This is a genomic window from Pseudovibrio sp. Alg231-02, from assembly GCF_900143565.1.
Taxonomy (GTDB): domain Bacteria; phylum Pseudomonadota; class Alphaproteobacteria; order Rhizobiales; family Stappiaceae; genus Pseudovibrio.
Map to the genome: position 1 here is coordinate 141,934 of NZ_FREX01000001.1, position 12,339 is coordinate 154,272.

11 protein-coding genes are annotated in these 12,339 nt (G+C 52.0%); 9 read left to right on the forward strand and 2 right to left on the reverse strand.

The window, feature by feature from the left end; translation table 11 throughout:
• Window positions 1–89: 89 nt before the first annotated feature.
• The 4 genes from DHN43_RS00475 to DHN43_RS00490 all read left to right on the forward strand — a co-directional run bounded on the left by DHN43_RS00475 (window position 90) and on the right by DHN43_RS00490 (window position 4,672).
• Window positions 90–758: a response regulator transcription factor gene (locus DHN43_RS00475; RefSeq protein ID WP_063291969.1), complete on the forward strand. Its 669-nt coding sequence runs from the start codon at window positions 90–92 to the stop codon at window positions 756–758.
• Entirely contained in the window at window positions 755–2,068 is a 1,314-nt protein-coding gene (locus DHN43_RS00480; protein ID WP_063304851.1) for an ATP-binding protein, read from the forward strand. Before DHN43_RS00475 ends, DHN43_RS00480 begins: the two co-directional genes overlap by 4 nt.
• Window positions 2,069–2,273: 205 nt before the next feature.
• Window positions 2,274–3,590 (forward strand): ferredoxin reductase family protein, encoded by a 1,317-nt coding sequence (locus DHN43_RS00485; RefSeq protein ID WP_108817384.1) that lies wholly within the window; start codon window positions 2,274–2,276, stop codon window positions 3,588–3,590.
• 209 nt (window positions 3,591–3,799) lie between these two features.
• Window positions 3,800–4,672: an urea carboxylase-associated family protein gene (locus DHN43_RS00490; protein WP_063296795.1), complete on the forward strand. Its 873-nt coding sequence runs from the start codon at window positions 3,800–3,802 to the stop codon at window positions 4,670–4,672.
• Window positions 4,673–4,709: 37 nt separating this feature from the next.
• Here the strand turns inward: DHN43_RS00490 and DHN43_RS00495 are convergent, their stop codons facing one another.
• Window positions 4,710–5,696 carry a zinc-dependent alcohol dehydrogenase family protein gene (locus DHN43_RS00495; protein ID WP_108817385.1) on the reverse strand — a complete coding sequence of 329 codons (987 nt, stop codon included), beginning with the start codon at window positions 5,694–5,696 and terminating at the stop codon, window positions 4,710–4,712.
• Between the two features lie 299 nt (window positions 5,697–5,995).
• Here DHN43_RS00495 and DHN43_RS00500 point away from each other — a divergent pair, with 299 nt between their 5' ends.
• The 5 genes from DHN43_RS00500 (at window position 5,996) to queF (ending at window position 11,285) form a co-directional block, all read left to right on the forward strand.
• A complete protein-coding gene (locus DHN43_RS00500; protein WP_108817386.1) occupies window positions 5,996–8,752 on the forward strand; it encodes a hypothetical protein in 2,757 nt (918 codons plus the stop codon).
• A 219-nt stretch (window positions 8,753–8,971) separates the two neighbouring features.
• Complete coding sequence (gene queC / locus DHN43_RS00505) at window positions 8,972–9,670, forward strand: 7-cyano-7-deazaguanine synthase QueC (protein WP_108817387.1); 699 nt, start codon at window positions 8,972–8,974, stop codon at window positions 9,668–9,670.
• Entirely contained in the window at window positions 9,670–10,026 is a 357-nt protein-coding gene (gene queD / locus DHN43_RS00510) for a 6-carboxytetrahydropterin synthase QueD (protein ID WP_063291963.1), read from the forward strand. The genes queC and queD overlap by 1 nt, the downstream gene beginning before the upstream one ends.
• A complete protein-coding gene (gene queE / locus DHN43_RS00515; RefSeq protein ID WP_108817388.1) occupies window positions 10,005–10,745 on the forward strand; it encodes a 7-carboxy-7-deazaguanine synthase QueE in 741 nt (246 codons plus the stop codon). The genes queD and queE overlap by 22 nt, the downstream gene beginning before the upstream one ends.
• A 72-nt stretch (window positions 10,746–10,817) precedes the next feature.
• Entirely contained in the window at window positions 10,818–11,285 is a 468-nt protein-coding gene (gene queF / locus DHN43_RS00520) for a preQ(1) synthase (protein WP_057465235.1), read from the forward strand.
• Window positions 11,286–11,413: 128 nt separating this feature from the next.
• Here queF and rbsK read toward each other — a convergent pair whose 3' ends face one another.
• Complete coding sequence (gene rbsK / locus DHN43_RS00525) at window positions 11,414–12,331, reverse strand: ribokinase (protein ID WP_108817389.1); 918 nt, start codon at window positions 12,329–12,331, stop codon at window positions 11,414–11,416.
• Window positions 12,332–12,339 lie beyond the last annotated feature (8 nt).

The following is a 12,339-nucleotide window of genomic DNA, read 5'->3' on the forward strand; positions in this document are numbered from 1 at the left end:
CTTCAGGCACAATTCAGTTTCATGTTCTTTGTAGATGTGAAAGAGTTGATGCAAATATTGGGTATACTTCGCCCTAGTGGAAGGAACACATGCGCGTATTGTTGGTTGAGGATGAGCGGCTGATTGCGGATGCGATCAAGGCTTTTCTAGAGCGGCATGAATTTATAGTGGACTGGGTCGATGATGGTCTTTTGGCAGAAGACGCTCTGAGAACCGGAGAGTTCGACCTGGTTATTCTGGATCTGGGGTTGCCCGGTCAGGATGGTCTGGAGTTTTTACGGGCCGTTCGTGATGACAAGGCGGATGTGCCTATCCTGATCCTGTCTGCGCGGGAGACCACCAAGAACCGGATTGATGGGCTTAATCTGGGTGCAGATGATTATCTGACCAAGCCGTTTGACATGGAAGAGCTTCTGGCCCGCTGCCGTGCGCTGGTGCGGCGCTCTGTTGGGCGTACGCGTATGTTGTTGCAGCATGGGGCGTTGACGCTGGATCTGGACCAGAAAAAAGCCTGCTACGACGGGGTTGAGGTGGTGCTGCAGCCCCTCGCCTTCCGCCTGTTGACCATTTTGTTGGAGCGGCGGGGCCGTGTGGTTTCCAAGTCTGATCTCATGGAAAAGCTTTATGGCTGGGAAGAGAATGCGGAGAGCAATGTGCTTGAGGTTTATGTCTCGCAGATCCGCAGGAAGACTACGTCCAAACTAATCCGGACCATCCGCGGCGTAGGCTATATTGTTGATGAGGACGTACCGGCATGAAACTTTCCTCCATCCGCAGCCGCATCCTCATCTTTCTGATCCCGCTGCTGTTTGTGGTCTGGGGCGTCTTTTCCGCCATTGTCTACACTATGACAGAGGAAGAGCTTTACGAGACCCATGATGCGCAAGCCTTTCAGCTTGTCAGCGCGATTGCACAGCTGGAGGGGGATACCATTTCTCCCAAGCATCTGGATGATCATCATGAACTTAATGATTACTTCGTGATCATCCGTGATGGAGACGGCAACGATTTATATAAGTCATCCGACCAAGTACAGCTACCCCAGTATCTGAGGCCGGGTGCTCAGGAAATTGAGCATGAGGGCGACAGCTGGGTGATCTGGAATTTTCCGGGCCAAAAGACTGACAGGCAATACATCATCGGTGTTGTGTTTGATGAAGCCATTGAGCTGGCCGACCAGACTGTTGCCACGGTTTCCATCCCTTTGGGGCTGGTGCTGGTGTTTTCCATCATCGCAACGGTTTTCATCGTCAAACGCGGGTTACGTCCGCTCACCACTCTTTCTGAGACACTGCAAACTCGGGAGCCTGAGAGTCTTGGCAAGCTGACAACGGAGAAGCAGGCAGATGAGCTTGTGCCGATTGTAAACTCCCTGAACATGTTGTTTGACAAGATTGAAGACTACCTTGCCCGCGAGCAGCGGTTTATTGATGATGCGGCGCATGAGATCAGAACACCGCTGACCGTGGTGAAGGCCCAATGTCAGGTGATTGAGCGGGACGCGCTGGATGATGCGACACGGCTGCGGTTTGACAACATCATTGAAGGTGTTGACCGGGCCACACATCTGGCCGCCAAGCTTTTGGAACATGCCCGTGCAGGTCAGGATGCCCACAAAGAGATAACAGAGCACGACTTGCTGCCTGTTCTTCAGGAAAGCCTTGCACAACAGGCCCATGCGGCACTTGATAAAAATGTGGAGCTGCAACTGCTTCAATCAGAACATGTGGCAGCTGTTGTTGATCCGGAAGATCTGGGCGCTGTGCTTGGTAATCTGATTGGCAATGCAATCCGGCATACACCGTCTGATGGTGAGGTGATCGTGGTTCTTGAGCGCGGTGACGATCATATTCAACTGAGTGTTGAAGACAGTGGACCAGGTGTGCCTGAGAAATACCGTGAGAAGGTGTTTGAGCGGTTCTTCCGCATGCCGGGGCAATCAAGTTCAGGTGCAGGCCTTGGTCTGTCTATTACGCAAACTCTGTGTCGTCGCAATGGGATCGAGATTTCCCTTGGCAAGAGTGAACGACTGGGCGGAGCCTGTTTTATGCTCAAACTGAAAAAGTAGTATCGTAAACTTCAGGTAGGTTTCAGCTTCCAAGTGAATTTAGGGGAAGCACTCAGATTGAAACCTACTCCGAGGCTGCATCTGTAGCTTCATTTGGGGTGATCTGATTATGAATGGTGTGCGATGCCCCCCAACGGTGCCACTCACCTTTCATAGCCAGAGTTTCATCTGAGTGCGCATCGTTAACTCAGATGAGCGCACCGGAATGAAACCGATTGGCCTGACCTTCATTATCGCCAGCATCCTAGTCCCCCTTTTGATTTTCTCCCAGTTTGGTAGCCAAGCAGACTCAGGTGCTTTGCTGAGCCAGTATTTTGGCATGGTCTCACTGATCTTCATGGGGCTGGTTCAGGTGATGGCCACACGGATGAAAGGCGTTGAGGCTCTGTTTGGCCCGCTGGATCGCGTATATGTCTTGCATAAATGGCTGGCTATTTTCGCAATTGCTGCTGCTTTCCTGCATGAAAGCATTGATGCAGATACGCTTTCAAGCGGCGATACGGATGGACTGGCGAAAGAGCTGGGCGAGATCGGGTATAATGGTATTTTAATCCTCGGCCTTGGTTCTCTGGCGACTTTCATCCCCTATAATATCTGGCGCTGGACCCACCGTTTGATCGGGATTTTCTTCGCCCTTGCTGCTGCGCATTTCCTGATGATCCCCAACGTGTTTTCCTGGAGTGATCCGCTTGGTCTTTACGTCGCCTTCTTCTGTTTTGCCGGTGTCGCGTCCTTCTTGTACCTGACTTACAAAGGCATGGCCGGGCGCACAAAGACCTATGAGGTAGAAGATGTTCAGATTTACGGGCGCATCACCAGTGTGACACTGAAACCTGAAGGCAAGCCAATTTCTCATGATGCCGGTCAGTTTGCTTACCTCTCCTTTGATCAGGAGGGCATGGGCGAAGTGCATCCTTACACGATTGCATCTGCGCCGCGCGAAGACGGAAGACTGCGGTTCTGCATTTCTGCGCTGGGTGATTACACATCTCGTGTGCACGAGCTTCAGGTCGGCACAAAAGCTCAGATCAGCAAGGGATATGGCGGGTTCCGCCCAATTGCTTCCAATCGGGACCAGATCTGGATTGCGGGCGGTGTCGGGATCACACCTTTCCTGTCGTGGGCGCAGACTTTGAGGGGTGATGAGACCGGACAGTTCTACCTTTACTATGGCGTCCGTAACCGGTTGGAGAACCCGTTTGAGGAGGAGCTGGACGCGCTGCAAAGCCGTCTGCCGAACCTTCATGTACAGTACTTTGAGTCTGACATGGGCGAGTACATCGACGCGCGGTTGCTGAAAATCCTGCAGGGAAAATTCTTTGATGTGATGCCAATTGCGTTTTGTGGTCCGGAAGTTATGCGCAAAGCGTTGATACGGGATCTGAAAGTCCTGAAGTACCCGATGCGCTTGTTTCATTATGAAGAATTCCAGATGCGCTCCGGCCTTGGTTTCCGAAAACTGTTTAAGTTTCTGCTTCAGCAAGTTAACCGGCATTCCGGCAAGTTCGCCCCGGCCAAGTAGAGCTTGGCCAACATGAGGATCGCTGCATTGCCTGGCGGTGCGGCGATCCGCTCTTTCAAGCCAGATGCAAGGTTTAACTGTCTGGCTTCATGGTGCCTTCAAAAGGTGCCGGGACTGAAGGGATCAGTGAAATTAAATCAATATATTAATTGAGATTTGGAGGGTTCAATCAGAACCAATAATTCTGCTCTTTTTAGGATCATTGGCTCATGACAAAAATCGCCTCCCGCTCGATTACGACCGACATTCCTGCTCCTTCCGAAGATCGTCGCTCCAAGTCTCCTATTGTTTGTTACGAAGTAGATCATTTGCCTGCCTATAACGCTGAGCTTTATCAGCAGGCAAAGGAGAGTCTGGAGAAGATCGACGAAGTTGTGGTGCCACCTCGTGATGGCGGTCATTTCAAGGTGCCTGCTGGTCACTTTTTCCGGATTGTGAGCGTTGAAGGCCCGCAGGTTGGCGATCTCAACTTGTGGAATGCCAATGACATTAATGAGCGGTTTTTCAGCGGCAAGACCCGTCAGCTGCACGCCTCGCACCTTTCAACCGGAGACCGGCTCTGGAGCACCATGCCGTATCTGCGTCCTATGGCGACGATTACACAGGATACGCTGGACTGGTACGGTTGGGATGAGGATGGCGCGGGCGTCCATGATGTGATTGGGACACGCTGCGACCCTTACACCAACCACATGCTCAAGAACGTGGATTACAACCATTGTTGCCACTCCAACCTGACCCGCGCACTGGCAGATGCGAAAGGTCTTTCCATAGATGGTGCTGAGCCTCATGTGCATGATGTGATGAATGTTTTCATGTGCACGGGCTTTACCCGCGATACCCACCAGTACTTTATGAAAGCCAGCCCTGTTCGTCCGGGTGATTTTATTGAGTTCTTTGCGGAGATCGATCTTCTGGGCGCGCTTTCTACCTGTCCGGGTGGTGATTGCGGCAGCAGTCACTCTGATGACAATACGCCGTGCTATCCGCTTCTTGTCGAGATCTTCAAACCGGCAGAGGGTAGCTTGAAAGGCTGGTCCGCCGCAAAACGCAGCGGTTATGCAGGCGGGCACCAAGCCTGATCCTGTTTGATTTGGCCGGTGGCAGTTGTTCTTCGTGTTACGGCACGAGGACAGCTGCACCGGATAGCCGTCCCTTGCGTAAATCTTCCAGTGCCTGATTGGCCTGTTCCAGTTTGTAGGGAATGCAGTGAGTTTGTACGCCTGCTTTTTTGGCGAGGGGAAAGAACTCCAGCCCGTCTTCGCGGGTCAGGTTGGCAACGGAAACAACCTCCCGCTCCTCCCACACCAATGCATAGGGCATTTGCGGGATGTCGCTCATATGAATGCCTCCGCACACCACGCGCCCACCTTTGCGCAGAGCGCTCAGCGCTGTTGGAACAAGTGGACCCACGGGGGCGAAAATGATGGCCGCATCGAGTTTTTCGGGTGGCTGGTCTTCAGAACTGCCTGCCCAAGTGGCTCCAAGCTCTCTTGCGAAGTTCTGCGCCTGCGTGTCACCTGACCTGGTGAAGGCGTAAACATCACGACCTTGCCAGATGCAGACTTGCGCGATGATGTGAGCAGCGGCGCCAAAGCCGTAGATGCCTATCTTTTTGCCTTTGCCAGCCTTCTTTAAAGAGCGCCAGCCAATCAATCCGGCACACAAAAGTGGAGCAAGGGATACCGGATCGGCTTTGTCGTCCAACTCAAACGCAAAGTGACGATCTGCGATGGTGTGCGTTGCAAAGCCGCCATCGCGTGTGTAACCCGTGAATATGGGATGATCGCAGAGATTTTCCTGATGGCTTTGACAAAATGAACAACAGCCGCATGTATGTCCAAGCCATGGAATGCCTACTCTTGTGCCGATTGTGAGGTCATCAACACCTGCCCCACATGCGCGCACCCTGCCGACAATTTCATGACCGGGAATGAGCGGGAGCTTTGGTTTCGTCAGGTCGCCATCCACGACGTGAAGGTCTGTCCGGCAAACTGCGCAGGCTTCAACCTCAATCAGGATTTCGCCGGCGCGCGGTGTTGGTGGCGCAGCACGTTCCTGCAAGACAAGTGGCTTTCCAATTTCGGTCAGAACCATTGCTTTCATGAGGACATTCCTTCTCACGCAGGCTTGGATTGTGCTCAGATTATACGCTGTTGTCCTAAGAAAGTCTGGCGTGGTGTTTACGGTTCCTCCTTGTTGCTGTGGGCCGCAGAATTAGATCAAGAATAAGAGAAAACCGAACCATTTATCACAACGCATATTTCATCTGGGTCCGTCATAACAATCTGGTGCGCGTGCGCGCGACGACTTGTTGGAGTGGAGCCTTGCGGAGATGCCATGTGCGTCTGCCCGCTGGTTTTCCTGTTTGAGTACCTCTCATAATTAAGGTGAGTGAACCTCCGATGCCCGGAAATCAAAATACCGATACTGGCACTGACACCAGTCCTATTCCTGCAGAAGACCAAATGAACCAGAGCGAGGAAACCTGGGCTCAGCAAATCTATAAGCTATGGGGCGAAATGCTTCCAACCTGGGCAGATGCATTTGGCGAAGTTTATGAAGCAGAACGGGAACGGGAACGGGAAGAGCTTGCACAGGCAACAGCCCGAATGGATGAAGATGACCGTCGTCAAGCTGAGCTGCAAGTACGAAGTGATGCAGCTTCTACATTGGCATTTGAGAATATTGAGCGAGTTTATGAACTTAAAGAAGAGCTGACCTTACTCGATAACAATCCCCTTGAAATGATCGATATGCCTGATACTCCTGACAGGACCTTCGGCAAGGTGATCAGCGACCAGATCGCGGCTTTCAGGTTGCAAAAAGAAGAGCTTTTTCTGGAAGTTCAGATCTTCACGGGCTTGAATATGGAGAAACAAGCTTTCACAACCGCTAATGAGCTGGTTGGGATGCTTTTAGACAAAGCCCTGATTCAAAGCGGTGTTTACAACTTTGCTGCTTGCGAAGTGACATTAGCTGAGGTGGAACGCAAGCTCAAAGACATGAAAAACCTTCTTCGAGATGCCCAAGTGCATCCAGCAACCTATGTCAGTAACGAAGATCAGGTTCTGATTGGTCAGGATGTTAAGAAGGTGAAGGAGATCATCTTTAATTTGCAGGACGCTGGTTATACTGGGTTGGGAACAAGCCTTCTCATTGAGATGAACCAGTATCAGGATGCGGTGTCTCGGCCATCCGATGCGCGCTGGACTGAGCTTATGTCTGATGCGGAGGCCTGTAAAAAAGCTCTGCCGGAACTGCGCAGCACAGCCAAATATATTGAGACCCTGTGCGAAAGCATGACCATGGCGCAGCCAACAACTGCTGCTGCAGATACGCTTGAAGAACTCCGTGACTATCAAAGTGAAAGTTCCCGCGACCTCTCATCAACCCTGCGCGTTATCGCGAGTCTGAAGGCAAAGGCTGAACGCCGTGAAAGGTGGATCAAACAAGAGGAATGGGCCGAGAAACATCTGGATGTACGCACCCAGGCCTATCGAAAACAACTTGAGAAGTTTGTTGTGTTTGATGCAGACCATCAGGTGGTTACCAAAGAAAGCAAGACTGAAGCCCGTGCTCGCGCTGTTGATACTGAAGGGCTGGATAAAGATGTCATGGCAACAATGCCGAAGCGACCCGGCGGCAAGGATGTTAAGGCTGTTCCCCGTGCGACGATCAACAAACTTTTGGAATCTTTTGAGTTTTTAGATGAAATGCGGTTATCGGGTGTGACAGGTATGGAAGCCATTGCACTTGAAGAGTTCATCAAGACAGAAGACATTCTGGAAGGCATTAACTCTAATCCAACCGGATATGATGACCTTCAAACACGCACGCAGAAGATGCTTGATAAAGTTGCAACCACCAAATCCGGCAAGAAAGCGATTTATTACGTTGAAGCCAAGATGAACCTTGAAGAGGATATCCGTCTCTTACGCGAACAAGCACCGGCTATGAACATCAACAAGGCTCTCGGTCGGTGCAACAAGCTGGAAGGTACACGATTTCATCCACTCCTGAGACAGCTCGAGGAATCCCTCGCCTTCAGAGAGGTCTTTGAGGTGAAGCTGGAACCGATTGAGAAGATATTCAAGGAAATTCCAGGCTTGCTTGCCAGGCTGGGTAAAGCCCGCCCTGAACTCGCCATGAGATTCAAGAAGATCTGGCAACCCAAGCAGGAGAAAGTCTATCACGGTGAGCTGGAGCTGGAACTGAAACAGGCGAAAGTCACCGCTCATAACGCTGCCACTGTTGATGATGTGAAAGAAGCCATCTCACAGGTGAATACCGTCAAGATTAAAGCGGACAAGTATGTTGAAGAGCTGAGAGCTCGTGTAGCGCTGCTTGGCGAGGATGTGGATGGACCTGTCACCACCCCTGAGCGGGATGAGTTCTTTGAGAAAATCGAAGAAGACTACAAAAATGGTGTTCAGCTTGAGATTGACCGCAAGGTTGCCAAGGGCAAATTCAATGAAACCTCTGGCCCTATGAAGGATGAGCTGGAAATGCTCACCGCGAAGTCCAAGAGCTGGAAAGGTGCAAAGGCACTTTTGAAGGGCTTCCCCCGTATTGACGAGGCCACTTTCGATCCGACCCGTTTCAAAGATCTACTGACAGAGGTAAAGCTGCTTGAGCAGGAATGCGCAGTAAACTCCTCTTATGATGAAAACATGGACCGGCTGAAAGAGCTAAAGGGCATGTATGATGCCATGCGCGGCGAGCTGACAGGCTTTAGAGAAGACATCGCCAAGGATGTCGTTAAAGCCGCAGAGAAAGCTATCACGCGTATGGAATCTGCAAAGGCGTTTGCTGAAGGCGACTTCATCACTGGTGTTGCCAGCCAGCAAGAAGCTGGCGAAGATTACGTCAATACGGGCAGTTTGAAGCGGTTCACCACCTGCGTATCAAAGCCAATTATACCAGGTGAACTGCGATCATATGCGCAGGTCATCGGTGACAGCAAGAAATCACTGACAGAGCGCAAGAAGGCCCGCGAAGAGGCGTTACGCCTTGTGCGGCCCTTGCTGGCACGGCTCGACAGCGACAAGGCGATCAAGCTTTACAGGCGGCATCCCTTCAGCGAACTGGACAATGACATCAATGTCCTGAGGCCCGTTCTGGTGCAGCTTGAAGTTAAACTGCTGACCCTCGCGTCCTGATGCATACGAACCCTGCGGCACCGCATGTGGTCGCAGGGCACATTACACGCAACTTTAAAGTGTGATTTGCGCTTATACTCAGCAGGTTATCCATGAGATGTATGCAGAGGGTGAATTAGTCCTTTTCCTTGAGGTTTTAGTCTGGTAGTTACCGATTTGCTCAGCAATGAGTGCCGGTCGCAGCCTACCCGGCAACAGCGAAAACAAGGACTAAACCTTATGAAGACTATCGTAATCTGCTCAGGCGGATTGGATTCGGTCACGCTTGCCTACAAGGTTGCGCGTGAAAACGAATTGCTCGGCCTCGTCTCTTTTGACTATGGCCAACGGCACAAAAAAGAGCTGGACTATGCAGCGCATGCTGCAAAGCAGCTTGGTGTGCCACATCATATTCTGGACATGAGCCAGATAGGAGCGCATTTAAGCGGCTCCGCTCTAACCGATGATGTTGATGTTCCCGATGGCCATTATGCCGAAGAGAACATGAAGGTCACTGTGGTTCCCAACCGAAACGCAATCATGCTGTCTATCGGCTTTGGCATTGCGGCTGCTCAGCAGGCCGATGCTGTGGCTGCGGCCGTTCATGGGGGTGATCATTTCATCTACCCGGACTGTCGCCCTGGCTTTATCAAAAGCTTTGAAGCCATGCAGAAGCTGGCTCTGGACGGCTATGCCAATGTGAGCCTTTACACGCCATTTGTAGAAATCTCCAAAGGTGCCATCGTTGAAGAAGGTGCCCGGATCAACGTGCCGTTTGAGGACACGTGGTCCTGCTACAAAGGCGGAGAGAAACATTGCGGGCGGTGCGGCACCTGTGTCGAACGGCGAGAAGCCTTTGATCTGGCAGGTGTTGAGGACCCAACAGAATACGCGGATCCCGACTACTGGAAATCCGTGGTGGAACGAGCGGAACAATAATGTACAAAATCACCAAGGAATTTCACTTCTCGGCGTCGCATCAACTCTGCGAAATGCCGGAGGGACATCCCTGTGCGCGCCTGCATGGCCACAACTACATTGTGGTGATTGAACTTGCCAGCAAGGATCTGGATGAACACGGTTTTGTGGTGGACTTCACTGAGTTGAAGCCGCTCAAGCGTTTCATTGATGATGAGCTGGATCATCGCCACCTCAATGAGGTGTTCGGACACGATCAGGTCACCTCTGAGTATCTCGCCAAGACCATCTACGAGTTCTGCAAAGGGCACTGGGTGGAGACCTGCGCTGTGCGTGTGAGTGAAACGCCGAAAACATGGGCGGAATATCGGCCATGAGCAAACTCAGTATCAGTGAGATCTTTGGGCCAACCATTCAGGGCGAAGGTGCTTTGATTGGTGAACCGACCGTGTTTGTGCGCGCTGGCGGCTGTGATTATCGTTGCAGCTGGTGTGATACATTGCATGCGGTGGACAGCGCTTATCGTCATACCTGGGATCAGATGGACAGTGCGGACGTCTGGCACAAGATTGAGGAACTGTCCAGTCATCAACCGATCACGGTTTCCCTTTCTGGCGGCAACCCTGCTATTCAGGACTTTTCGCAAGTAATCTCACTCGGTAAAGCGAAGGGTTACAAATTCGCGATCGAGACGCAGGGATCAGTTGCACGGGACTGGTTTGCGGATCTGGACACGCTGGTGCTGAGCCCGAAGCCGCCTTCCTCTGGCGAAACTGTCAATTGGGACAAGTTCGATGCCTGTCTGGATGCAGCCCTCAACTCGGCCACCTGTGTGATCAAAGTGGTTGTGTTTGATGATGTCGATTACGACTGGGCCAAGGACGTAGGTGAACGCTACCCTTATCTGCCAATGTACCTGCAACCGGGGAACCATACCCCTCCTCCACCTGAGGATGATGATGCGACCATTGACATGGACGGCATCATGGATCGCATGCACTGGTTGGTGGACAAAACTGTTTCCGACCAATGGTTCAAGCCACGCATTCTGCCACAGCTGCATGTGCTGCTGTGGGGCAACAAGCGCGGTGTTTAAAGCATATTCCGGCAAGCTGGTGATCAGCCTTTGATGACGGAAATGCATGAGAACGAAGAATTCGAGAGAACAATGAGCAACGACGATATCTATAAAAATCTGACCATGCTGGGCGGTGATACTGTTCAGCCGCAGTCCCCTGAAGAAGCGGTTCTGGAGCGTGTTCCAAACCCGCAGCAGGGCACGCCTTATGCAATTCGCTTTACAGCACCAGAGTTCACCTCCCTGTGCCCGATCACCAATCAGCCGGATTTTGCTCATCTGGTGATTGATTATGTGCCGGACCAGTGGCTGGTTGAGAGCAAATCTTTGAAACTGTTCCTGACATCCTTCCGCAACCACGGTGCGTTCCACGAAGATTGCACTGTGTCCATCGGTAAGCGTCTTGTTGACACGTTAAACCCGATCTGGCTGCGTATTGGCGGTTACTGGTATCCGCGCGGTGGTATTCCGATTGATGTGTTCTACCAGACCGGTGAAGAGCCAAAAGGCGTCTGGATTCCAGAACAGGGCGTGCCGACCTATCGCGGTCGCGGCTAAATACCTGTTTAGGATGTACTCAGTTGGGGTTGCGAAAAGGCTGCCAACCCCAACTTTGCTGTTCTGAAAGGCCTTAGAGCATAGCGAATTCTTGTCATTTGATTGAATTCAATCAAATGGAACGCGCTCTATGCACCCATCAGAGCTTCGACTTCAGCCAGTGTTGGCGCGGATGTGGCTGCACCATGTTTGGTGGTGGAGAGTGCACCGCACGCTGCTGCGAAACGGACTGCTTCAGCCAGAGATTTGCCGCTGTCCAGCGCATACGCCAGACCACCGTTGAAGCAATCTCCTGCTGCGACTGTGTCAATCGCATTCACCTTGAATGGTTCGACAAAGCCTTCACTTGTCTCATCCTTGAAGTAAACGCCGCGCGCGCCGAGTTTCACAACGGCGGCCGCAACGCCCTGTTCACGCAGCAGGTTTGCAGCATGGGCTGCTTCTTCTGCATTGGATGGGCGGAAACCAGTGAGGATTTCGGTTTCTGTCTCGTTGGGCGTTACAACATCTACGTTTTGCAGGAAACCTTCCGGCAGACCATCGACGGGTGCTGGTGCAGGATCAAAGATCACTTTTCCGCCTGACGCGCGAACTTTTTTAGCGGCACTCAGGCACGTTGCGACCGGAACTTCCAGTTGCATCAGCATGATTTTAGCGTTCTTCAGCACATCTGATGTGCGTTCCAGATCGCTTTCATCAACAGCAAGATTTGCGCCACCAATCACGGTGATGCTGTTTTCGGAATTTGCGTCCACACCGATCACAGCGATGCCGGTGCCGTGGTTTTCATCCAAATGCACATGCTCGGTTGAAACGCCCATGTCTTTCAGGTGCTGGGCTGCGATGTCGCCAAACCCGTCTTTACCGATGCGGCCTACCAGTTGTGCATCACCACCCAGCTTTGATGCTGCAACGGCCTGATTGCAGCCTTTGCCGCCCAGGTTGATGGCGTAGCTGTGTCCATGCAGCGTTTCGCCCGGCTGTGGCAGCCGGTCAGAACGGGTTGTGATATCAACATTGATGGAACCGACAATGACGATGGACATGAATACTT